This is a genomic window from Stenotrophomonas sp. AR029, assembly GCF_047520695.2.
GTDB lineage: Bacteria > Pseudomonadota > Gammaproteobacteria > Xanthomonadales > Xanthomonadaceae > Stenotrophomonas > Stenotrophomonas sepilia.
On the sequence record NZ_JAXBQQ020000003.1, the window covers coordinates 156,769 to 180,312 of the forward strand.

A 23,544-nucleotide genomic window follows, 5' to 3' on the forward strand; every position below is an offset into this window, starting at 1 on the left:
TCGAAGGATGGGTGGCTCAAGCGCCGAGACTGCGCGCGGTGTTGATGATGTTGATGCCGTTGAAGCGGGTGGTGGACGAACCGTGCGAGACCGCCGAGACCTGGCCAGGCTGGCCCTTGCCGTCGAAGAACGAACCGCCCAGGCGGAAGTCGCGTTCATCGCAGATGGCCGTGCAGGCATTCCAGAATTCCGGCGTGCGGATCTGGTAGGCCGCATCCTCTACCATGCCGGCGATCTTTCCGTCCTTGATCTGGTAGTACAGCTGGCCGCCGAACTGCGCGTTGTAGCGCTGCTGGTCGATCGAATACGAACCGCGGCCGTGGATGTAGATGCCGTTCTCCACGTCCTTGATCATGTCCGCGACGCTGAGCGGTTGCTTGCCCGGCGCCAGCGAGACATTGGCCATGCGCTGGAACTGCACGCTGGACCAGGAATCGGCATAGCTGCAGCCATGCGATGCATCGCGGCCGAGGATGTGGGCTTCATCGCGGGTGGCCTGGTAGTCGACCAGGATGCCGTCGCGCACCAGGTCCCAGCGCTGGGTCTTGACGCCCTCGTCGTCGTAGCCGACCGCACCGAGGCTGCCCGGCTGGGTCTTGTCGGCGAAGAAGGTGACGATGTCGCTGCCCCAGCGGAAACCGGCATCTCGCTTGTCCAGCGTGGCGAAGCTGGTTCCGGCGTAGTTGGCTTCGTAGCCGAGCACGCGGTCCAGCTCCAGCGGGTGGCCGACGTTCTCGTGAATGGTCAGGAACAGGTTGGACGGGTCCAGCACCAGGTCATACTTGCCGGGCTTCACCGACGGCGCCTTCAGTTTCTCGCGCGCGTGGCGGGCGGCCGCAATGGCGTCCTCGACCGGGTCATAGGAATCGCGGTAGGCGGTGATGCCGCCGGGCAGGTGCACCTTGCCGCGCGCATCGCCATCGAGGAACTCGTAGCCCATGCCCATCGGCGAGGACAGGCCGGCGCGGGTGCGGAACCTGCCGCTGGCCTTGTCGATGGCGGTGGCGGTGAACGGCAGCCAGATGCGATGGATGTCCTGGTCGATGAACGAGCCGTCGCTGGACGCAAAGTACTTCTGCTCGTTGACCAGGAACAGGGTGGAATTGATGTAGTCGGCGCCCGCATTCAGCGCGGCGGCATTGAGTGCCAGCAGCAGCTCGACCTTGTCCTGGATCGGCACCGCCATCGCGTTCCTGCGGACGGGGGTCTGCCAGCGTACTTCACCGACGGACGGCGTGGGTGCCAGTTGCACCGGGCGGGTCTGGATGCTGGCGTTGGCGCGGGCGATTGCCGCCGCCTGCTCGACTGCCGCGCGCACGGCGGCCTCGGTCTGCTGATGGGTTGCAGCAAAGCCCCAGGCACCGTTGACGATCACCCGCACGCCCACGCCGGACGATTCTCGGTTGGTCACATTGCCGACCTGGTGCTCGCGGGTGATGACCGACTGGTTGAGGTAGCGGCCGATGCGCACATCGCAGTAGCTGGCCTTGGCCGTGCGTGCGGTGGCCAGCGCGACCTCGGCCAAGCGCCGGCGCTGGGCGGTATCGACCGGCGCCATCAGCTGCTCGGCGGCGATGGCACGGGAATGCGGCAGCAGCAGGCCGGCCAGGCCCAGGCCGGAAAAAGCCAGGAACTCACGTCGTTGCACAGCGTTTCTCTCTCTCGCTTGCGGTCGGCAACGCGCCGGACCGATCACGTCCACTCCTCGACTTTCGCCAGCGCGGCGCAACCGGGCAAGTGACTGCAGTCATGGTTGGGGAGGGTTTCGGCAGGGCTTGCAGCCCTGCACCTGCTCAATGCAACGGCAACGGCCAAAGCCAGAGCCAGAGCCAAAGCCAGAGCGGCATTCCGTGGGTGGGCGGGGCGGTGTCGGATTGCGGGGACGCCGTGAATCCGTCCATGGAGGCTTGGCAGCCGCATCCATGCGGCTGACACCCCGCAATCCGACACCGCCCCACCTCTGACAGATTCCTGCGGCTGTTGGTAGGTGTCGACCTTGGTCGACACGATTTTTCTGTCAGATATCGAAATGAATCCGGGGTCAGATCCGTTTTCCTGCGGAAAACGGATCTGACCCCAAGAGCCGTTCCAACAGATCGCTGGAAACTGTCGAAGGCGGGGTGGGTCCGGCTGCGGGCTTGGCTGCGGCATGGATGCCGCGGCCAAGCCCCCAAGGACGGGTTTACGGCGTCCCCCGCAACCGGACCAACCCTGCCATCCCACGGAATGCCAGCTTTTGACGTTGCTCTGGCTCTGGCTCTGGCTCCGGCGGGTGCAGGGCTGCAAGCCCTGCAGACACCCCCTCGTGCACAATGGGGCCGACCCCGCCTGGACACCGTCCTGATGTCGAGCAAGCCGTATTCAGAAGCCTGCGAGCGCAACCGCGAACCCATCGCCACCGCACTCGACCCGTGGATGGGCGACCGCCATCGGGTGCTGGAGATCGGCAGTGGTACCGGCCAGCACGCAGCCTTCTTCGCCGAGCGCTGGCCGTGGCTGCGCTGGCAGCCCAGCGACCATCCGGACCATCTGCCCGGCATCGAAGCCTGGCGTGCGGAGGCCGCGCTGCTGAACCTGCTGCCGCCGGTGGCGCTGCAGGTGGAGCTGCCACCGGCAACGGGCCTGGACCTTCCAGAAAGCAGCACGTTCGACGCCGCATTCAGCGCCAACACGCTGCACATCATGGGCTGGGAGTACGTGCAGGTGCTGTTCGGCGCGCTGCCGCCACTGTTGCGTCACGGTGCGCTGCTGGCGATCTACGGTCCGTTCAACTATGGCGGCCGCTATACCAGTGACAGCAATGCGCAGTTCGATGCCTGGCTGAAGGCGCGCGACCCGCGCAGCGGTATCCGTGACAGCGAAGCGGTGCAGGCGCTGGCGGCCGACAACGGGTTTACCCGGTTGGGTGACGTGGCGATGCCGGCCAATAACCGGCTATTGCTGTGGCGGTTGGGGTGAACCACCGGCAGTGCCGGCCGTTGGCCGGCAACCGATTGCCAGGAAGATGCCGGCCAGCGGCCGGCACCACCTTCAGGCCACCTGCACGATATGCAGCGCCTTCGGATTGCGCCACTGCGCCAGCAGGGCCGCTTCGCGCGCCTTGGCCTGCTCGAAATGCGCTTCCTTGACATGGCCGAAGCCGCGGATGTGCTCGGGAATGCTGGCAATCTCCACCGCCAGCGACAGACGGTCATCCTCCAGCCCGTCCAGCAGCATCTGCACCGTCGCCTCGTAATCAGCAATCAGCTTGCGCTCCATGCGGCGCTCCTCGGTGCGTCCGAACACATCGAAGCGGCCGCCACGCAGGAACTTCAGCTTCGCCAACAGACCGAAGACCTTGAACATCCACGGGCCGTATTCCTTCTTCAACAGCCGTCCCTGCTCGTCCTTCTTCGCGAACAGCGGCGGTGCCAGATGGAAGCGCAGCTGGTAGTCGCCCTCGAACTGCTGCTGCAGGCGGCGCTGGAAGTCACCGCTGGTGTACAGGCGCGCCACTTCGTACTCGTCCTTGTAGGCCATCAGCTTGAACAGGTACCGCGCCACGGTCTCGGTCAGCGCAGTGGAACCGCCGATGCGGTCGGCTTCGGTGGCGCGTACGCGCGCTACCAGGTCACGGTAGCGCTTGGCGTAGGCGGCATCCTGGTACTCGACCAGGAACGCGGCGCGGCGCTCGATCATTTCATCCAGCGAGCGCGACAGGCGGGCGTCGTCCAGCGGCAGGAACGCCACTTCGCCACCGTGCGAGGGCAGGCCACGCAGTTCGCGTTCGTCGCCGGTGTTGCGCGGTGCCGCAGTGGCACCCCATTCATTGCCCTCCCACTCGCCTGGCGGCAGCGGATGCAGCGGGCCGGGGGTGGATTCGGTATCGGTATGGCGGTTGCGCACCAGGCCGGCCGCCTGCTGCACGGCCTGCGGATCGACCACGGCCAGGCGGCCCCAGGCGAAGGCCTGCTGGTTCATCGCCACGGCGGCGCCATTGAGCTCGATGGCGCGCATCAGTGAATCGAACGAGAGCGGCACCAGGCCCTGCTGCCAGGCGTAGCCGAGGATGAACAGGTTGGCGGCAATGGCGTCGCCCAGCAGCGCGGTGGCCAGCTGGGTGGCATCGAGCAGCAGCGGCTCCTGGCCGCCCAGTGCCACGCGCACGCCGGCGATGATGTCGGCGGCGGGGAACTGCATGTCCGGGCGGGTGGTGAAGGTGCCCGGCATCGCTTCGTAGGTGTTCAGCACCACCTGCGAACGGCCGGCACGCACCTTCGACAGTGCCCAGTAGTCATTGACCACCACCATGTCGCAGCCCAGCACCAGGTCGGCCTCGCCAGCGGCGATACGCACGGCATGGATGTCTTCAGGGCGACGGGCAATGCGGATATGCGTGGTCACCGCGCCGCCCTTCTGCGCCAGGCCGGTCTGGTCGAGCACGGTTGCACCCTTGCCTTCCAGGTGGCCGGCCATGCCCAGCAGCGCACCGATGGTCACCACGCCGGTACCGCCGACGCCGGTGATCAGGATGTTCCAGGGCTGTTCCAGGCTGTCGCGGAGGGTCGGCGCCGGCAGGTTGTCCAGCAGCGTGGACGCATCGCGCTTGCTGCCCTTGCGCGGCTGGCCACAGTGCACGGTGACGAAGCTGGGGCAGAAGCCGTTCACGCAGGAATAGTCCTTGTTGCAGTTGGACTGGTCGATCTCGCGCTTGCGCCCGAACTCGGTTTCCTTCGGCAGCACCGACACGCAGAAGCTCTTCTTGCCGCAGTCACCGCAGCCTTCGCAGACCAGCGAGTTGATCATCACCCGCTTCTGCGGGTCTTCCAGCTTGCCGCGCTTGCGGCGGCGACGCTTCTCGGTGGCGCAGGTCTGTTCGTAGATCAGGATCGAAACACCCTTCACTTCGCGCAGGCGCTTCTGCACTTCGTCCAGCTCGCTGCGGTCATGGAACTCGACGTCGCTGGGGAAGTGCTCGCGCTGGCCGGTCCACTTGCCGATGTTGTCCGACAGCACCACGATGGTGTGGATGCCTTCGGCACGCATCTGTCGTGCGATGTCCGGCACGCTCAGCGGACCGTCCACCGGCTGGCCGCCGGTCATCGCCACCGCATCGTTGTAGAGGATCTTGTAGGTGATGTTGACGCCGGCGGCGACCGCCTGGCGGATCGCCAGCGAGCCGCTGTGGAAGTAGGTGCCGTCGCCCAGGTTCTGGAACACGTGCGGGGTATCGGTGAACGGCGCCTGCCCGGCCCAGGTCACGCCTTCGCCGCCCATGTGGGTGAAGGTGTCGGTGCTGCGGTCCATCCAGGTCACCATGTAATGGCAACCGATGCCGGCCAGCGCACGCGAGCCTTCCGGCACGTTGGTGGAGGTGTTGTGCGGACAGCCCGAGCAGTAATGCGGCACGCGCGGGAAGCTGGCGCGCGGCAACGCAAGCTCGGCTTCCTTCTCCTGCATCCACTGCAGCCGCTGCTCGATCGATGCGTTGTTGAAGAACTTCTGGATGCGGCGGCCGATCACGCCGGCGATGGTGGCCGGGGTCAGCTCGCCGGTCGACGGCAGGATCCATTCGCCGCTCTCGTCGTACTTGCCGACGATGGACGGGCGCTGGCCCCAGCTGGCCGGCCAGTTGAAGAACTGTTCCTTCATCTGGCGCTCGATGAAGGCACGCTTCTCCTCCACCACGATGATGTCTTCCAGGCCCTGCGCGAAGCGCGCGATGCCCTGCGGCTCCAGCGGCCAGGTCATGCCGACCTTGTACACGCGGATGCCGATGTCGGCGCAGGCGGCTTCGTCCAGGCCCAGGTATTCCAGCGCCTGCAGCACGTCCAGGTAGCTCTTGCCGGTGGTGACGATGCCCAGCCGCGCGCGCGGCGCGTCCATCACCACCTTGTCGATGCCGTTGGCGCGGGCGAACGCCTGTGCGGCCTTCACCGCATAGCGGTGCAGGCGCATTTCCTGGTCCAGCGGCGGGTCCGGCCAGCGGATGTTGAGCCCGCCGGTCGGCATCTCGAAGTCTTCCGGCAGCACGATGCGGCGCGCCATCGGGTCGACCTCGACCGAGGCCGACGATTCGACTGTCTCGGCGATCGTCTTGAAGCCGACCCAGCGCCCGGTATAGCGGCTCATCGCCCAGCCCAGCAGGCCCATGTCGAGGATGTCCTGCACACCGGCCGGATTCAGTACCGGCATCATCGCGCTGACGAACTCGTCCTCGCTGCCATGCGGCAGGGTTGAACTGCGGCAGGCATGGTCATCGGCGGCCAGTGCCAGCACCCCGCCGTAGCGCGAGGTGCCGGCGGCATTGGCGTGCTTGAACACGTCGCCGCAGCGGTCCACGCCCGGGCCCTTGCCGTACCACATGCCGAACACGCCCTGCACGTTGGCGCCGGGGAACAGGTTGGTCTGCTGGGTGCCCCACACCATGGTGGCGCCCAGGTCCTCGTTCAGGCCGGGGGTGAACTTCACCTTGGCCGCGTCGAGGTGTTTGCGTGCGCGCCACAGCTCCAGGTCGAAGCCGCCCAGCGGGCTGCCGCGGTAGCCGCTGACGAAGCCGGCGCTGTCGATGCCTTCGTGTGCGTCGCGCAGCCGCTGCATCAGCGGCAGCTTCACCAGCGCCTGCACGCCACTCAGATAGATCCGCCCCTCGTTGCGGGTGTACTTGTGGTCGAGCGTGTAGTCACGGTCGATCAGGTCGGTGGAGGAGGGCGACGTGAGTTGCGCGGTACTGGTCATGGCTGGCCCGGTCAGGATCGGCTGGCACCGGCCGCGTGCAGGCACGCGGCGGGAAAGGCGCGAATTGTAGCAGCGAGGTCCGGCCGCCCCGGCACTCGCGCCGGCGGCCATGCTGGGGTTAGGATCGGGGAGAGAGAGAGAGGGGGCTGCGGTTGCGGCCTGGGGAGAAGGGATGTCAGTTGCAGGAAAGATCCTGGGCAGCATGTTGCTGGTCTCGGGAACGGCCCCGGTGTGGGCCGCGCCGGCGGTGCCGGCACCACAGGAGTTCTACTTCGACAGCGATGCGGCCGCCGTGCCCATGATCGTGGTCCAGTCCGACGGGGATGCGCTGGTGGCGCAGCTGCTCAAGCAGCGCGAGCGCGGCCGGCGGACCGTGGAGGCCACCGTGCAGCTGGCGTCGGTGGCCATTGCCCAGGGCCGTACCGAACTGGGTGAACAGCTGTATCGCGAAGCGCTGAAGGATGCCCCGGTGCAGGGCAGCCTGGGCCGTGGCGTGCGCTGGAACTACGGCTGGGACCTGCTGCGTCAGGGCCAGCCCGAAGCCGCCCTGGAGCAATGGCAGGCCGCTGCCGGTGGTTCGCTGAGCAAGCCGGGCTGGTTGCCACCGACCTATGCGCTGGCGCTGTGGCGGGCCGGGCAGAAGCAGGAGGCGGTGCAGTGGTATGCCGCCGCAGTGCGTACCGAGCCGACGCAATGGAGCGACAGCAGCCGCTATGCGCAGTTGCTGCCGTTGTGGCGCGACGACGAGCGTGCCTCGCTGGCCGAAGTGCAGCAGGCCTGGGCGGCCGCGCCGCCGGCCTGGCCCTGAGGGAGGGGGTTGCGCCGGGTTGCACCCGGCACCCGCAGAGGCAACAGCCGAAGCAACAGCAACAGCGGGCAATCCGCGGGATGGCGGGGTGGTGTGGGTTGGCAGGACACGCCGTAAACCCCGCTCCGCGGCCCGGCCCAGCCGCTGGAGGCTGGGCGTTCGGGCGCTTGCGAAGCAGTGCTTCGCAAGCAAAGCGCCCTCACCCATGGGGGCTCGATGGCGCCATCCATGGCGCCATCGGTCCTGCAGCCCCAGACCACCTCGACCCCGACAGGTTATCGGCGGCGGTGGGTAGATCCACGCCATGCGTGGATGAATCCGCATCGGAATCAACTATTCGATATCTGATCGAAATGCAGCCGAGCGTGGGCTCGGCTCTACAGAAAGCGGCCAGCCGACCGGCTTTTGCTTTTGATCATCTTTTTTCTTCTCCGTGGCGGACGCCCCCGGAAACTGTCAGGGGGCGGGTGGGTAGGCTGCGCAGGGGCGTGAGCCGCATGGATGCGGCGACCGAGCTTACAGGGACGTACTTGCAGCGCCCCCTGCGCAGCCTACCCACCCGGCCAACCACGACTGTCGCTTTGAGCGCCCAACCACGAGGGGCTGCGCCGTTCGCGGGAAACCTCAATCGTCCGCGGAAACCGTCCGCCCCGACGCCCACGCGCGCAAGGCCTCGACCTGCTCGGCCATCAGCACCGACAGCGGCCTCGTCGCGCGGATCTCGTTCATCAGCAGCTCGGTGTCCAGCGGCCGGCCTTCGGCGTGCGCTGCGTACAGTCCGGCCACGATCGCCTGCTCGATCTCCGCGCCGGAGAAACCATTCGCCGCGGCCGCCAACGCCGGCAGTGCAAAGTCGTCCCCATTGAGCTGGCGTCGCCCCAGATGCAGCCGCAGCAGTTCCACGCGCACTTCGGGGGTGGGCAGGTCGACGAAGAAGATCTCGTCGAAACGGCCCTTGCGCAGCAGCTCGGCCGGCAGTTCGTGCACCTGGTTGGCGGTGGCGACGATGAAGACCGGCGCCTTGCGTTCGGCCATCCAGGTCAGCAGGTAGCCGAGCACGCGGCGCGATACGCCACCGTCCTCGCCACCACTGGCCAGGCCCTTCTCGATCTCGTCCATCCACAACACGCAGGGCGCCAGCTGCTCGGCCGAGGCCAGCGCCTGGCGCAGGTTGGCCTCGGTCTCGCCGTGGTACTTGTTGTACAGCGCACCCACGTCCAGGCGCAGCAGCGGTACACCGAAGCCGGCGGCGGTGGCCTTGGCCAGCATCGATTTGCCGCAGCCCTGCACGCCCAGCAGCAACATGCCGCGCGGCGGGTCCAGGCCGGCCGGTGCCGAGCCGGCGATGAAGGCCACCCGGCGCTGGCTGATCCAGCGCTTGAGCCGGTTGGCGCCGGCCACGTCGCCGAAGCGTGCGCTGTCGTGCTCGAAGAACAGGTGGCCGCTGCGGTTGAGCAGCTCGAACTTAAGCCGTGCCAGCTGCGGCAGGTCGTCGTCGCGCAGCGCGCCATCGGCGTAGATCAGCTGGCGGGCAATGCGGCGGGCATCGACCAGGCTCAGGCCCTGCAGGTTCTTCAGGATCTTCTTCACCGCCTCGCTGTCGACCTCGACGCGGCGGCCGCCGTGTTCGCGCGCATAGGCGTCGGCCTCCTCGCGCAGCATCTTCAGCAGGGCGTTGGCATCGGGCAGGCGCGGGTTGAAGCGCACCGCCAGTGCTTCCAGCTCGGCCGGCAGCTCGACCTTGGCGCCGATCAGCACCAGCACGTGCGGTTCGCTGTGGCGGCGCTGGATCAGGTCGCGCAGTGCGCGCTGGTGGCTGGCATAGCCCAGGTAGGGGTGGAAATCGAGCAGCAGGTAGACACCGCGCTGATCAGCCTGGCGGATCATCTGCAGCGCGGCGCTGGCATCGGGCGGGCCGACCGGCGGATCCTCGCGGTCCAGGTCGATGCGGCGCAGGCCCTCGGTGATGGACCAGCGGTGCAGGGCCCGCCACACGTGCATAAGCGTCTGCCGGAACAGTTCAACGATGCGCCCCTCATCCTGGGTCTCGATCACGATCAGGGGGGTATTGGCGCGGATCAGTGCGCTCAGGTCCTGCAGTTCGCTCATGCCGGTTCGATCCTTCGGGGGCGCCACGATAGCAAAGGCGATGGCCACGGGTTCAGCACGGCGCTACCTCCCGTCACCACCGCCGGTGTACGCTCGGGGCACGTACCCGGAAGCGAGGCTGGCATGAAGACGATCCTGGTGGCCGGTTCCAAGGGCGGGGTGGGCAAGACCACCGTCGCCACCCACCTGGCCGCGTACGCGGCATTGCAGGGCAAGGCCACGGTGATCGCCGATGCCGACCCGCAGGGCTCCAGCACCCGCTGGGCACAACGGCGTGCCGGGCTGGAAAGCGCGGTGCTCCCCATCGATGTGTATCGGAAGAAGCAGTGGGCGCAGAAGCTGCCCGACGGTACCGATACCGTCATCATTGATGCACCCGCCGGTGCGCTGGCCGACGATATCCCCCATTTCCTGGACGCGGCCGACGCCGTGGTGGTGCCGGTGCTGCCCTCGGCGCTGGATATCGAAGCCATCGTCGGCTTCCTCAACAGCCTGGCCCAGAACCCGCGCGTGCACAGCCGCAAGCTGCCGGTAGGGCTGGTCCTCAACCGCACCAAACCCTGGACCCAGACCTCGCAGCAGGCATTGCAGATGCTGGCCGAATGGCCGTACCCGGTGGTCGCGCAGCTGCGTGACAGCCAGAGCTACGTGGTCATGACCGGCCTGGGCCGCAGCCTGTTCGACTATCGCTCCGCCCAGGTGCGCGAACACCAGGCGGACTGGGAACCGCTGCTGTCCTGGCTCAAGCTTTGATGCCTGCCTCACTTCTCCTGCTGCATCCTCTTCTCCATGGAAACCCGCGATGCGTGAACTGATCCTGCTGCGCCATGCCCATGCCGAACCCGCCGTTTCCGGCCAGGCCGACCTCGACCGGCCGCTGTCGCCGGTGGGGCTGGCCGAAGCTGAAGCCGCCGGCAAGTGGTTGAAGGAAAACAACCTGCTGCCGGACTGCGTGCTGTGCTCGCCGTCGCGACGTACCCGTGAGACCCTGGAAGCGGTGATGACGGCCATCGGCTATGTCGAGAAGCGCCTGGAAGACCGGATCTACGAAGCCACCCCGGGCACCCTGGCGGCGCTGGTGGACGAACGTCGCGACCTGGACCGGGTGCTGATCGTGGGCCACAACCCGGGCCTGGAGCAGCTGGTGGCCCTGATGACCGACGGCACCAGCAGCGACTACCGGGGCATGCCGCCGGGCGGCGTGGCCGTCCTCGGCTTCCCGCGCGAGGTCTCGATCGAGCCGGGCGTGGCCAGCCTGAACGCGTTCTGGTGGCCGTGATCCGATGAGCCAGGCGCGGCGCAGCCGCTTCCTGCTGCCCGCGTTGCTGGCGCTTGGCCCGGCCTGGGCCGCTGTGCCCCCACCAACCCCGTTGCCGCCGGTGTCCGCCGAAGCGCCGCGGGTACTGCGCCTGGATACCCAGCGCTCGCGGATCGGTTTCGAGGTGCGGACCCGTTTCGGCCAGCGCATCGAAGGCGTATTCCCGCACTTCGAGGGGCGCATCGAGATCCTGTCCGACGGGCGCCACCAGGTGCACCTGAAGATGTTCACCCGTTCGGTGGAGATCCCTGGCAAGGCGCGCTACACCGGCTGGATGCGCGGCGAAGAGTTCTTCGATGCAGGGCGCCATCCGGTGGTCGAGTTCGACTCGCTGCCATACTGGCCGGAGACGGTGGAACAGGGTGGCGACATCAACGGCCGGCTGACCCTGCGCGGCGTCAGCCATCCCGAGTCGCTGCGGGTCGAGAAGGCGGAGTGCGCCCGACCCGGCTATGATTGCGATGTCGTCAGCCGCGGTACCGTGCAGCGAGGCCGGTATGGAATGGACAGCTGGCAGCTAGCCCTGAGTGACCGAGTGACCTTCGTATTGCGTGCGCGCCTGAGCGAGGCGCCGAAACCGTGAACCTCCTGCTGCGTTTACTGGCGCTGGCAACGGTGTTGCTGGGCAGCGGTTGTGCATCGCTTTCGCATGCCGAGCGCGACCGCGCCGAAGCGATCGCCGTGCAGGCGCGCTCGACCGTGGTCGGCTGCCAGCGCGCCGACCGCTGCGCGCAGGACTCACCGCTGCGTGCGCTGGCCGGCCGGGCGTTCACCGAATCCACCCCGGAACAGCCGCGCCACTACGCCACCCTGCTCGACGAGGGCGAAGGTGCGCTGGTGGCGCGCCTGAACCTGCTGCGCAGCGCCACCCGCAGCATCGACCTGCAGACCTACATCTTCGACAAGGACGACAGCGCCCGGCTGGTCATCGACGAGCTGCTGGCTGCATCGCGGCGCGGGGTGAAGGTGCGCGTGCTGATCGATCAGCTCTCGGCGATCTCCGACCTGCAGATCCTCGGCGCGCTGTCCGGCGCGCACCAGAACTTCCAGCTGCGGGTCTACAACCCGACCTTCGGCAAGGCCCGGCTGAACTACTTCGACTATGCCGGCAGCGTGCTGTGCTGCTTCCGCCGCTTCAACCAGCGCATGCACAACAAGCTGCTGGTGATCGACGATGCGATCGGCGTGGTCGGTGGCCGCAACTACCAGGACGACTATTACGACTGGGACCGCGAGTACAACTTCCGCGACCGCGACGTGCTGATCGCCGGCCCGGAGGCGCGGGCGATGGCCGCCAACTTCGATGCCTTCTGGCATGCCAGGCGCAGCGTGCCGGCCGAGCGCCTTAACGATGTCGGCCGCACCCTGCTGCGCGAGGGCGTGCCGACCCTGCCGCCGGCCAGCTTCCGCCGCCCCGAGCGGGTGCAGCGGGTCAGTGCCGAAGCCAATGACATGGACTTCGTCAGCCGTTCCTTCGTCGATACCGCCTTGCCGGTGGCCTCGGTGCGCTATGTCGCCGACCTGCCGCGCAAGCACCGGCGCGAGAAGGCCGATGCGCCACTGGCGGGCCAGCACGTGACCGAGCCGCAGCTGGATGCGCTGATCGCCGGCGCGCAGGAGGAGGTGATCCTGCAGACGCCGTACCTGGTGTTGTCCAAGCCGGCGCAGAAGCTGTTCCGCGAGCTGCGCAAGCGCCCGCAGCCGCCGCGGGTGGTGGTGTCCAGCAACAGCCTGGCGGCCACCGACAACCCGATCGTGTATGCGCTGTCGTACAAGTACAAGCGGCGCAACATGCGCGAACTGGGCTTCAACATCTTCGAATACAAGCCGTTCCCGCTGGATGCACCGGTCGACTACCGCAACCTGTTGCCTGATCCGATGGCCGCGCCCGGAGGTGACGACGACGGCGGGCGCAATCCGCTGATTGGCGGCAGCGCCGCGGGCAGCAATGCCGGCGACAGCCGCGATCGCGATGAGCATCCGGCACCCACCGGCAAGCAGGGGCCGGTGAACCACCCGCGCACCGGCAGTGCCTACCAGAACGCGCGCGAGCGCCGCCGCGCGGCCGGCAGCGAGGTCGAGACCCGCCTGCTGCGCACCGAGACCCGGCCCTCCTTCCTGGGCAGCAAGGCGGTCAACAAGCCGTTGCCGGTCACCCGCAAGGGCGCGCGCATGGGCCTGCATGCCAAGTCGCTGGTGGTCGACCGCCGCATCGGCGTGGTCGGCACCCACAACTTCGATCCGCGCAGCGAGAACTACAACACCGAAGGTGCGGTGATCATCGACGACCCGGCCTTCGCCGAGCAGCTGGCCGAGAGCATCCTGCGCGATACCCACCCGCAGAACTCGTGGACGGTGGCGCCGCGGGCCAAGCCGCCGGTGCTGTCCGGGCTCAACTACAGCGTCGGCAAGGCCTCCGAGGCACTGCCGATCCTCGACTTCTGGCCGTGGCGCTATGCCACCGACTACGAGTTCAAGCCCGGCCCGGACTGCCCGCAGCCGCTGCCCCGGCAGGACCCGGACTTCCACCGCTGCTATGTCGCCGTGGGCGATTTCCCCGAGGTCAATGTCGGCCCGAAATGGCTGCTGGTCCGAATGCTGACCGCATTCGGCGCCGGCCTCGTTCCCATCCTCTGAAGGTGCCCGCATGACCCTGGTGTTCCGCGAAGCCGTTTCCCTCGAGCAGCTCAACACGCTCAGCCGCAACACCGCGATCGAGTCGCTGGGCATCGTCTTCAGCGCGGCCGGCGACGATTGGCTGCAGGCCACCATGCCGGTGGACGAGCGCACCCGCCAGCCCTACGGCATCCTGCATGGCGGCGCGTCGGTGGTGCTGGCCGAGACCCTGGGCAGCAGCGCCGGCAACCTGTGCGTGGATACGGCCAAACAGATCTGCGTAGGGCTGGAGATCAACGCCAACCATGTACGCGCCGTGCGCTCGGGCACCGTGACCGGCACCGCTCGTGCACTGCACGTCGGCCGCAGCACCCAGCTGTGGGAGATCCGCATCGAGGACGAGCAGGGCCGCCTGGTGTGCATCTCGCGGCTGACCCTGGCGGTGGTGGCGGCCGGCCACGGCTGAGTCCCGGACGGCCGGTGACGGCAGCGGAACCCAGCGTTCCCCGCCGATTGCCCCGGTCGATGGGTGTTATGGCCTAAATCGGCTGGCAGCGATGACGGCCCTCCGGTATCGTGCGCGGATGACTTCCCCCACTCCGGCCCCCCGCGGCGGCGTGGCGCGTGTGTGCCGTTACCTGTACCGCGTACCGCTGCTGTTGGTCCACATCATCGTGTTCCTGCCGCTCATCCTGATCGGCATGCTTCGGCCGTGGGGCGAACTGCGCGTGGGCGAGGCGACCCTGGGGGCCAAAGTGGTCAACTGGTGGCAGGGCGGGCTGATGTGGATCTTCGGCTTCCGCCTGGTGCAGATCGGCACGCCGCTGCCCGGCGCCGTGCTGTTCGTCGCCAACCACGTCAGCTGGGTCGACATCTGCATCCTGCACAGCCAGCGCATGATGGGCTTCGTCGCCAAGCGCGAGATCGCCAGCTGGCCGCTGGTCGGCTGGCTGGCCGCGCGTGGCCAGACCATCTTCCACCAGCGCGGCAACACCGAATCGCTCGGTGGCGTGATGCAGGTGATGGCTGACCGCCTGCGCGAAGGCAAGGCGGTGGGCGTGTTCCCGGAAGGGCGCACCCGCGGCGGCCACGAAGTAGGCCCGTTCCATGCCCGCATCTTCCAGGCTGCGGTTGAAACCGGCGTGCCGGTGCAGCCGGTGGCACTGGTGTACGGGCTCAAGGGCGATGCGCAGACCATTGTCGCGTTCGGCCCCGGCGAGAGTTTCTTCGCCAATTTCCTGCGCCTGCTCGGTGAGCCGGCGCGGCGTGCAGAAGTGCACTTCCTGACACCGATCGGTGCGCAGGACCTGGAAGGCCGTCGGCGCATCGCGGAGACGTCGCGCGCGCGCATCGTGGCGGCCATGAGCACCGAGTGAGGGTGCGGTGGCCCTGATCCCGCCACCCGTCCTGGACGCCGGCACGCCGACGCTGCACGCGGCTGACTACCAGCCCCCGCGCTGGCTGCGCAATCCGCACCTGCAGTCGATGCTCAGCTCCAGCCGCATGCGCCTGCAGCGCGGCCTGCTGCTGCTGGCCGCGACCGGTGCGATCAGCGAAGAACTGATCCTCGACGGCGGTGATGGCGTGCGCCTGCAAGGCTGGCACAGCCACATCGAAGGCCGCGAACCCAAAGGCATGGCCCTGCTGCTGCACGGCTGGGAAGGCAGCGCCGAATCCAGCTACATGCGCATGGCGGCCGCGCGCATGCTCGAACAGGGCTTCGACGTGGTGCGGCTGAATTTCCGCGACCACGGCAATACCCATCATCTCAACCCTGGCATCTTCCACTCCAACCTGATCGACGAAGTGGTGCATGCCGCGGGCGATATCGCCCAGCGCTGGCCGCAGTTGCCGCTGGTGGCCGCCGGTTACTCGCTGGGCGGCAACTTCGTGCTGCGCCTGGCCCTGCGCGCGCCAGCGGCCGGCGTGCCGCTGCTGCGCGTGGCCTCGGTATGCCCGGTGTTGGACCCGGCGCTGACCATGGAGAGCATCGAGAACGGCCCGGCGATGTACGACTGGTACTTCCGCCGCAAGTGGGCCGGTTCGCTGCGGCGCAAGCGCGACCTGTTCCCCGAACTGAGCGACTGCGACGACCGCGTACTGAAACTGGACATCCGCGCGCTGACCGCCTGGCTGGTCGAGCGCCACACCAGTTTCGGTTCGTTGCAGGCCTATTTCGATGGCTACTCGATTGCCGGTGATCGCCTGTCCACGTTGCAGGTGCCGGCCGACATCCTGATGGCGCAGGACGACCCGGTGATCCCCTACGCGACCTTCAGCGACTGGCAGCTGCCGCACCAGGCGCATCTGGAAACCGCCAGCTGGGGCGGACACTGTGGCTTCCTGGAAAACTGGCGCGGTGACGGCTTCTCCGAGCGCTGGGTGGCGCAGCGCCTGCAGCGCGTGCTGCAAGGCTGAACCGGCACGGGCGCGCAGGCCGCTACAATGCGGGTTTGCCCTTGAACCGGACCGCCATGCAAGACCAGATCATCCAAGCGTTGCGCCAGAACGAGGCCGACCGGGCCGTGCAGCTGGCCCAGGCGTGGACCCGTGATGAACCCGGCCAGGCCGAGGCCCACCGCTGGCTGGCGCTTGCGCTGCAGCAGCAGGGCAAGGCCGAGGACGCGATGGAGGCCCTGCAGCAGGCGCTGCAGCTGGCCCCGGACAACGCCCAGCTGCACCTGCAGCACGCCGGCCTGCTGCTGGCCCTGCGCCAGTTCGACGGCGCAGGCGAAGCACTGACGCGCACCACCGGGCTGGACCCGAACGCATTCGCCGCGTACCTGATGCAGGCCCACCTGGCGATCGGTCGCAACGATTTCGATGAAGCGCAGCGCCTGTCCACGCTGGCCTCGCGTGTCGAACCGGACCACCCGGAGCTGCTGACCATCGATGGCATGATCGCGCTGCGCCGCGATGATGCCGATCGCGCGCTGACGCTGCTGTCGGCCGCCAACCAGGCCCTGCCCAACGACATCCGCGTGCTTTACGCACTGGGCTTCGCCTACCTGGGCAAGAACATGCTGGCCTTCGCCGAGCAGGCGTTCCGGCGCGTGCTGGAACTGAACCCGACCATCGCCTCATTGCATGGCCTGGTGGTGCAGCTGGCCATGCGCCAGGGCAACCTGGAAGCTGCGGCAGAGGCGATGCAGATCGCGCTGCAGCAGGAAGGCCTGGATACGCCTTCGATGCGCCGCCTGGCCGGCGAACTGGCACTGCGCAGCGGCCAGCCGCTGCAGGCGCTGGAGCACCTGCTGCCGTTGCTGGAATCGCTGCCTGATGACCGCGACGTGCTGCAGCTGCTGCTGATGTCCTGGCAGCGCCTGGGCCGCGAAGACGAGGCCCGCGCCCGCCTGGATGCAGCCCTGGAGCAGCACCCGCAGCTGCACGACCTGTGGCTGGCACGCCTGGCGGTGGAGGAGGTCGGCAGTGCCACCGCCGCCGCCACGGTCGAGCGCTGGATGGACGCGATGCCGGGCCACCTGCCGGCGCTGGAAGCGCGCCTGCGGCTGCACGACATGGTGGGCGAACACGCCCAGGCCGAAGCGATCGCCGAGCGCATCGTCAGCCTCGAACCGGGCCGCGTCAGCGGCGAAACCCGCCTGGTCGAAGGCCTGCTGCAGCGCGATCCGGCCGCTGCGGTCGCCCGCGTGCAGGCGCTGATCGGCATGGCACCGGAAGGCCACCGCGCCGACCTGCGCACCTGGCTGGGTGAGATCCAGGATCGCGCCGGGCAGCACGAAGATGCGCTGCAGACCTGGCTGGCCCTGCAGGCCGACCAGGCCCCGCAGCGCCTGCCGCTGCCGCCGCAGGCCAAGGCACCGCCGAGCTGGCCGGACAAGGGCGAGATCGACGGCGATGCCACCTCCGCGCCGATCTTCCTGTGGGGCGCGCCAGGGTCGGGCGTGGAGCGCGTGGCGACCGGCCTGGCCGCGGCCAGCCCGGTGCTGCGCAGCGACCGCTATACCTCCAACGCACCCGACGACGCCTTCCAGAACTACCACACGCTGCAGGACCTCGCTTCGGGCGTGCTGACGCCGGAGCGGCTGGTGCAGCGCTGGCGCGAACAGCTGCCGTCGCGCGGCGTGCAGGACGACGCGATCATCGACTGGCTGCTGTGGTGGGACAACGCGCTGCTGTGGGCGCTGCGCCCGCAGTTGCCGCAGGGCCGCCTGCTGGTGGTGCTGCGCGACCCGCGCGACATGCTGCTGGACTGGGTGGCCTATGGTGCCGCCGCGCCGCTGGCGATGACCTCGCTGGCCGAAGCCAGCGAATGGCTGGCGCGCGCGCTGGCCCAGGTCGCCGCTTTGCACGAGGACGATCTGTACCCGCAGGTGCTGCTGCGCATCGACCAGATCGGCAACGATCCGCAGGCGATGGCCGAACTGCTGGGCCGACTGTTCGAGCGGCCGATGCCGCCGGCCGCGCAGCTGGGCGCGCCGCGCTTCCCGCCGGGCCACTGGCGCAACTACCGCGACGTGATGAGCGCCGCCTTCGCCAAGCTCACCCCGATCGCGGTGCGCTTGGGTTACCCGGAAGAGTGAGGACACGCCGATGCAACTGAGCAGCCACAGCCTGACCAACGGTGCACCGATCGACCGCGAATTCGCCGCAGGCGATGCCGCGGGCTTCGCACCGGACCGCAATCCGCACCTGGCCTGGAGCGATGTGCCGGAGGGCACCCGTTCGTTCCTGCTGGTATGCGTCGATCCGGACGTGCCGACCGTGCCGGAGACGGTCGGCCGCACCGACATGAGCGTGCCGCGCGACCAGCCCCGCTGTGATTTCGTGCACTGGGTGATGGCCGATATTCCGGCTTCGGTGCGCGAGATTGCCGCAGGCAGCTGCAGCGACGGCTTCGTGGTGAAGGGCAAGACCACGCCGGCCGGGCCGGCCGGCAGCCGCCAGGGCCTGAACGACTTCACCGGCTGGTTCGCCGGCAACCCGGACATGGCCGGTGACTACCTGGGCTACGACGGCCCCTATCCGCCGTTCAACGACGAGCGCGTGCACCGCTACTTCTTCCGCGTGTTCGCGCTGGACGTGGCATCGCTGCAGCTGCCGGAACGCTTTACCGCCGCCGACGCCTACCGGACCATGCACGGCCACGTGCTGGCCGAAGCGGCACTGCACGGCACCTACACGTTGAATCCGGCGCTGGGCTGAGGCGGCATAACGGGTCGTGCCGGCCGCTGGCCGGCTGCCACGGGCGAATGCAGCAGCACACGGGCGTTGCCGGCCAGCGGCCGGCAACGCCCGTGTGCTGCTGCATTCGCCCGTGGCAGCCGGCCAGCGGCCGGCTCTACCGCTGACGAAGACGGGCGACCCTGCGGCCGCCCTTTTCATTCGTCCGTACCGGCTACCGGCGCGAACACCAGCACATCGCCGTGCGCATTGCGCAGCAGCAGGCGGCCACGCTCATCCAGCGCAAGCGTCATCTCTGCGCGTGCATTCACCAGCGTGCCGGCGACACGTTCCTGTTCGGCCACCTCGGCCCGCATGCAAGCGGCTGTGGTGATGATGCCGCCCTCAAGAACCAGCCGGTCACCTTGCAGGTGATAGGTGCTGCTTGACTGGTTGCACAGGTTCAACTCGCTCATGTAGCCGGGTTGGAAGCGCAGCGTGTAGGGCGGTCGACCGCGCACGAACAACGCATCAATGCGCCGGCCCTGCGCGTCGGTGGCGCGCGCGAGTTGCCACGGATGTGCCTCGAGCTGCCCGGTGGTGGGCGTGCTGGCAGCGGCCACATCCGTAGACATGGCCAGCAGCGCGGCAATGATGAGGGCGGGGACGTGCTTCATGCCGATCTCCCTGATGCATGCGGGTAGTGCCGGCCGTTGGCCGGCAACATCCGTGTGTTGGCGGTGCTCCGCAAGGCAGCCGGCCAGCGGCCGGCTCTACCCACCACGAAGAAGGGCGACCTCGCGGCCGCCCTCCTGTGGTTTTACTTCTTCTCGATGGCCGACTCGACCACCATGTCCAGTACATACGCCTGCGACGGCGCATCGGCCGGCGGGTTCTTCACTTCGTAGCGCTTCACGCGCACCACGTTGCGCACGCCGTCTTCGTGGGTGTAGCCCTCGATGTTGCCGTAGAAGTTCTCGAACTTGCCCGGCTCACCCTGCTTCAGGCCCTTGTCGTCGAACTTCACTTCGCGCACCTGCAGGCACTGGTAGTCCGGGATCAGCGGGTGCGAGCACTTCTCGGTCTTCGCGGCCACTTCCAGGAACACGGTTTCGCCGGCGCCGCCGTAGCGGGTTTCAGCGGTCGGTTCCGGGTTGAACACCAGCACGTCGCCCTTGGCGTTGGTCAGGGTCAGCTTGCCATCGGCATCCTGCTCGGCCTTCAGTTCGCCCTGCAGGCGGCTCGACACGGCTTCGTCCAGCGCCATCAGCGCCTTGTCGGTGCAGGCCATCATGGTCGAGGCCATCGCACTGACCGTCAGCTTGCCGTCGGCCAGGGTGTAGCCGCCGCCCATGCGGTTGCAGGTGTTGCTGACCGACAGGCGGCCATCAGCGAAGTCCAGGGTGACCGGCTTGTCTTCGCGGGCGAACAGCGCGTCGATGCGCTTGCCGTCGGCGCCGGTGGCCTGCTGCAGCAGCCAGTGCTGGCTCTGCAGGCGCTGCGCATCCAGGTGCGCCAGCGTCTGCTGGTCCGCTGCCTTGGTCGCGGCCGGGGCCACGTCGTCGCCGCCATTGCCGGCCGGGGCCGGGGTCTGGCTGCAGGCGGCCATCAGGGCCAGCGGGAGGAGCAGGGTGAGCTTGCGGTTCATGGTGATTCTCCTTGGGGAACCGTGGGGAAAACGGGGTGGGGCCGGCAATGGGGTTACCGTGCGGCCGGCGCTGTTCAGCTGCCGGAGGGCAACCACAGCAGCAACGCAGCGCCCAGCGCGATGCGGTAGATCGCAAAGGCGGTGAACCGGTGCGACTTGATGTAGCCCATCAGCCACTTCACTACGACGAAGCCGGTGATGGCCGCGGCAAGGAAGGCCACGCCCACCTCGGTCCAGTTCTCGCTGCCCAGCTGCCCGTCCCTGGCCAGTTCCAGGAAGGTGTAGGCGCTGGCGGCGAACATGGTGGGAATGCCAACCAGGAACACGAACTCGGCGGCAGCGGCGCGGCGGCTCAGGCCCAGCAGCATGGCCAGGAAGATCGCCGAGGCCGAGCGCGAGGTACCGGGGAACACGCCCGCCACCACCTGCGCCAGGCCGACGCCGATCGCCACAGTCCAGGTCACCTGGTCGCGGTCGGGCAGGCGCGCGGTGTAGGCCTCCACCAGCAGCATCCAGACGCCACCGATGATCAGTGCCCAGGCTACCGGGCTGACCGTCTCCGGCAGCGACCAGCCGGCCTTGCGCACCACCAGGCCGACCACGGCGGTGACCAGGAACGCAGCGCCCAGCTTGAACACGTACTCACGGTTCTCGCGTTGGTTCAAGCCGGTGGCCAGCTGCAGCAGGCGCTGGCGGAACACCAGCACCACGGCCACGATCGCGCCGGCCTGGATGACGATGTTGAAGAAGTCCGAGCGGGCACCCAGCCAGTGCTGGGCGATGAGCAGGTGGCCGGTGCTGGAGATCGGCAGGAATTCGGTCAAGCCTTCGAGGATGCCCAGCAGCAGGGCGGAGAGCAGGTCGGACATGGACGGTGCGGGCACGCGCGGCGGAAGGAAGAAGGTCGAGAGGATAGACGATCCCTGCTGCACCAAACGGGTGCGTCTGTTGGCGGGCGCACCGGTTTGGTGCGCACCGTTCTGCACCGGCGCGGGGCAGCTATATTGAAATCAACGACTTGCGGGTATCGAAAAGTTGGCACGGTCATTGCTGTACCTCAGCAGGCATTCATCCCCATCCGAGGTCGTACCGATGTCCGTGGAAAACGTTGAGAAGCTGATCAAGGACAACCAGATCGAGTTCGTCGATCTGCGTTTCGTGGACATGCGTGGCGTCGAGCAGCACGTCACCTTCCCGGTCAGCATCGTCGAACCGTCGCTGTTCGAAGAAGGCAAGATGTTCGACGGCAGCTCGATCGCCGGCTGGAAGGGCATCAACGAATCGGACATGGTGCTGCTGCCGGACCCGTCCAGCGCCTACGTCGACCCGTTCTACGCCGATCCGACCATCGTGATCAGCTGCGACATCCTCGATCCGGCCACCATGCAGGCCTATGGCCGCTGCCCGCGCGGCATCGCCAAGCGTGCCGAGGCCTACCTGAAGTCCTCCGGCATCGCCGAAACCGCGTTCTTCGGCCCGGAGCCGGAATTCTTCATCTTCGACTCGGTCCGTTTCGCCAACGAAATGGGCAACACCTTCTTCAAGGTCGACTCGGAAGAAGCGGCGTGGAACAGCGGCGCCAAGTATGACGGCGCCAACAGCGGCTACCGTCCGGGCGTGAAGGGCGGCTACTTCCCGGTTCCGCCGACCGACACCCTGCACGACCTGCGCGCGGAAATGTGCAAGATCCTGGAACAGGTCGGCATCGAAGTGGAAGTGCAGCACCACGAAGTGGCCACTGCGGGCCAGTGCGAGATCGGCACCAAGTTCAGCACCCTGGTGCAGAAGGCCGACGAGCTGCTGCGCATGAAGTACGTCATCAAGAACGTCGCGCACCGCAACGGCAAGACCGTCACCTTCATGCCCAAGCCGATCGTCGGCGACAACGGCAGCGGCATGCATGTGCACCAGTCGCTGTCCAAGGGCGGCACCAACCTGTTCTCCGGTGACGGCTACGGTGGCCTGAGCCAGCTGGCGCTGTGGTACATCGGCGGCATCTTCAAGCACGCCAAGGCCATCAATGCCTTCGCCAATTCGGGCACCAACAGCTACAAGCGCCTGGTGCCGGGCTTCGAGGCCCCGGTGATGCTGGCTTATTCGGCCCGCAACCGTTCGGCGTCGTGCCGCATTCCGTGGGTCTCCAACCCGAAGGCGCGCCGCATCGAAATGCGCTTCCCGGATCCGATCCAGTCCGGCTACCTGACCTTCACCGCGCTGATGATGGCCGGTCTGGACGGCATCAAGAACCAGATCGACCCGGGTGCACCGAGCGACAAGGACCTGTACGACCTGCCGCCGGAAGAAGAGAAGCTGATCCCGCAGGTCTGCTCCTCGCTGGACCAGGCGCTGGAAGCACTGGACAAGGACCGCGAGTTCCTCAAGGCCGGCGGCGTGATGAGCGATGACTTCATCGACGGCTACATCGCGCTGAAGATGCAGGAAGTGACCAAGTTCCGCGCGGCCACCCACCCGCTGGAATACCAGCTGTACTACGCCAGCTGACCGGGCGCGATGGCGGTGGGTCCCCCCTCCCACCCGCCGCCATCGCTTCCGTTCTCGCGGCTGGGGAGCCGCAAGGCGGGCGCAGGCCCGCCGTTGTAGAGCGGGTCGCTGGCCCGCTGCAGTACAGCGGACTGCCGGTCCGCTGAAACAGGGGCAAGAGAGACCGGATACGCGACCAGGGCCGCCCTCCCTCCCGCGTCGGTCGTGCAAGGAGAGAGGCACGGCCGTCCCGGCCCTGTACGTGTCCGGTGCAACAGCCACGGTCATCACCTGATGACCCGTGGTTGCCCGATGCCAACGCGCGCTGGCGCGCTGGCCCCATCCACCCTCGGGACATGCGCATGAAACTGATCTCCGCCATCATCCGACCGTTCAAGCTCGACGAGGTCCGCGAGGCCCTGTCCGATGCAGGCGTGTCGGGCATCACCGTGACCGAAGTGAAAGGTTTCGGTCGCCAGAAGGGCCACACCGAGCTGTATCGCGGCGCCGAGTACGTCGTCGATTTCCTGCCCAAGATCAAGATCGAAACGGTGGTCACCGACGAGCGTGCCGACGCGGTGATCGAAGCGATCCAGTCGTCGGCAGGCACCGGCAAGATCGGTGACGGCAAGATCTTCGTCACCGCCGTTGAACAGGTCATCCGCATCCGCACCGGCGAAATCGGTGCCGACGCGCTGTAACCCCCTTCCGGAGATTCCCCCC

19 protein-coding genes are annotated in these 23,544 nt (G+C 67.7%); 13 read left to right on the plus strand and 6 right to left on the minus strand.

Annotated elements, in window-relative coordinates; genetic code table 11:
* Positions 1-16: 16 nt before the first annotated feature.
* Entirely contained in the window at positions 17-1,648 is a 1,632-nt protein-coding gene (locus tag ACM0PB_RS12950) for a TldD/PmbA family protein (protein WP_164230202.1), read from the minus strand.
* A 695-nt stretch (positions 1,649-2,343) separates the two neighbouring features.
* Between ACM0PB_RS12950 and ACM0PB_RS12955 the strand changes: the two genes are divergently transcribed.
* A complete protein-coding gene (locus tag ACM0PB_RS12955; protein WP_005420993.1) occupies positions 2,344-2,958 on the plus strand; it encodes a DUF938 domain-containing protein in 615 nt (204 codons plus the stop codon).
* A gap of 72 nt (positions 2,959-3,030) precedes the next feature.
* Here the strand turns inward: ACM0PB_RS12955 and ACM0PB_RS12960 are convergent, their stop codons facing one another.
* Positions 3,031-6,717: an indolepyruvate ferredoxin oxidoreductase family protein gene (locus ACM0PB_RS12960; RefSeq protein ID WP_414604888.1), complete on the minus strand. Its 3,687-nt coding sequence runs from the start codon at positions 6,715-6,717 to the stop codon at positions 3,031-3,033.
* A 172-nt stretch (positions 6,718-6,889) separates the two neighbouring features.
* Here ACM0PB_RS12960 and ACM0PB_RS12965 point away from each other — a divergent pair, with 172 nt between their 5' ends.
* Complete coding sequence (locus ACM0PB_RS12965; RefSeq protein ID WP_014035497.1) at positions 6,890-7,525, plus strand: tetratricopeptide repeat protein; 636 nt, start codon at positions 6,890-6,892, stop codon at positions 7,523-7,525.
* Between the two features lie 624 nt (positions 7,526-8,149).
* Here ACM0PB_RS12965 and ACM0PB_RS12970 read toward each other — a convergent pair.
* Positions 8,150-9,634 carry an AAA family ATPase gene (locus ACM0PB_RS12970; RefSeq protein ID WP_005420987.1) on the minus strand — a complete coding sequence of 495 codons (1,485 nt, stop codon included), beginning with the start codon at positions 9,632-9,634 and terminating at the stop codon, positions 8,150-8,152.
* A gap of 123 nt (positions 9,635-9,757) precedes the next feature.
* Between ACM0PB_RS12970 and ACM0PB_RS12975 the strand changes: the two genes are divergently transcribed.
* The 9 genes from ACM0PB_RS12975 (at position 9,758) to ACM0PB_RS13015 (ending at position 18,734) form a co-directional block, all read left to right on the plus strand.
* Positions 9,758-10,387 (plus strand): nucleotide-binding protein, encoded by a 630-nt coding sequence (locus ACM0PB_RS12975; protein WP_005420986.1) that lies wholly within the window; start codon positions 9,758-9,760, stop codon positions 10,385-10,387.
* Positions 10,388-10,436: 49 nt separating this feature from the next.
* Positions 10,437-10,913: a SixA phosphatase family protein gene (locus ACM0PB_RS12980; protein ID WP_005420985.1), complete on the plus strand. Its 477-nt coding sequence runs from the start codon at positions 10,437-10,439 to the stop codon at positions 10,911-10,913.
* Between the two features lie 4 nt (positions 10,914-10,917).
* Positions 10,918-11,535 carry a YceI family protein gene (locus ACM0PB_RS12985; protein WP_005420984.1) on the plus strand — a complete coding sequence of 206 codons (618 nt, stop codon included), beginning with the start codon at positions 10,918-10,920 and terminating at the stop codon, positions 11,533-11,535.
* Positions 11,532-13,589 carry a phospholipase D family protein gene (locus tag ACM0PB_RS12990; protein ID WP_065185545.1) on the plus strand — a complete coding sequence of 686 codons (2,058 nt, stop codon included), beginning with the start codon at positions 11,532-11,534 and terminating at the stop codon, positions 13,587-13,589. The genes ACM0PB_RS12985 and ACM0PB_RS12990 overlap by 4 nt, the downstream gene beginning before the upstream one ends.
* Before the next feature lie 10 nt (positions 13,590-13,599).
* Positions 13,600-14,034, plus strand: a complete 435-nt coding sequence (locus ACM0PB_RS12995; RefSeq protein WP_049414459.1) for a hotdog fold thioesterase — start codon at positions 13,600-13,602, stop codon at positions 14,032-14,034.
* Between the two features lie 118 nt (positions 14,035-14,152).
* A complete protein-coding gene (locus tag ACM0PB_RS13000; RefSeq protein ID WP_065185546.1) occupies positions 14,153-14,944 on the plus strand; it encodes a lysophospholipid acyltransferase family protein in 792 nt (263 codons plus the stop codon).
* Positions 14,945-14,996: 52 nt separating this feature from the next.
* Complete coding sequence (locus ACM0PB_RS13005; RefSeq protein ID WP_050562730.1) at positions 14,997-15,986, plus strand: YheT family hydrolase; 990 nt, start codon at positions 14,997-14,999, stop codon at positions 15,984-15,986.
* Positions 15,987-16,042: 56 nt separating this feature from the next.
* Positions 16,043-18,112, plus strand: a complete 2,070-nt coding sequence (locus ACM0PB_RS13010) for a tetratricopeptide repeat protein (RefSeq protein WP_065185547.1) — start codon at positions 16,043-16,045, stop codon at positions 18,110-18,112.
* A gap of 10 nt (positions 18,113-18,122) precedes the next feature.
* Positions 18,123-18,734: a YbhB/YbcL family Raf kinase inhibitor-like protein gene (locus ACM0PB_RS13015; RefSeq protein ID WP_065185548.1), complete on the plus strand. Its 612-nt coding sequence runs from the start codon at positions 18,123-18,125 to the stop codon at positions 18,732-18,734.
* Positions 18,735-18,910: 176 nt separating this feature from the next.
* Here the strand turns inward: ACM0PB_RS13015 and ACM0PB_RS13020 are convergent, their stop codons facing one another.
* From ACM0PB_RS13020 to ACM0PB_RS13030, 3 genes are all read right to left on the minus strand, one after another.
* Positions 18,911-19,369, minus strand: coding sequence for an META domain-containing protein (locus ACM0PB_RS13020; RefSeq protein ID WP_065185549.1), 459 nt, complete (start codon positions 19,367-19,369; stop codon positions 18,911-18,913).
* A 143-nt stretch (positions 19,370-19,512) separates the two neighbouring features.
* Entirely contained in the window at positions 19,513-20,340 is an 828-nt protein-coding gene (locus ACM0PB_RS13025) for an META and DUF4377 domain-containing protein (protein WP_065185550.1), read from the minus strand.
* 74 nt (positions 20,341-20,414) lie between these two features.
* The gene (locus ACM0PB_RS13030; protein WP_065178699.1) at positions 20,415-21,209 is read right to left on the minus strand and encodes an undecaprenyl-diphosphate phosphatase; all 795 of its coding nucleotides are present in this window, start codon (positions 21,207-21,209) and stop codon (positions 20,415-20,417) included.
* A gap of 223 nt (positions 21,210-21,432) precedes the next feature.
* Here ACM0PB_RS13030 and glnA point away from each other — a divergent pair, with 223 nt between their 5' ends.
* Positions 21,433-22,842, plus strand: coding sequence for a type I glutamate--ammonia ligase (gene glnA, locus ACM0PB_RS13035; RefSeq protein WP_414604912.1), 1,410 nt, complete (start codon positions 21,433-21,435; stop codon positions 22,840-22,842).
* Positions 22,843-23,183: 341 nt separating this feature from the next.
* Entirely contained in the window at positions 23,184-23,522 is a 339-nt protein-coding gene (locus tag ACM0PB_RS13040) for a P-II family nitrogen regulator (protein ID WP_004134334.1), read from the plus strand.
* Positions 23,523-23,544: the final 22 nt, after the last annotated feature.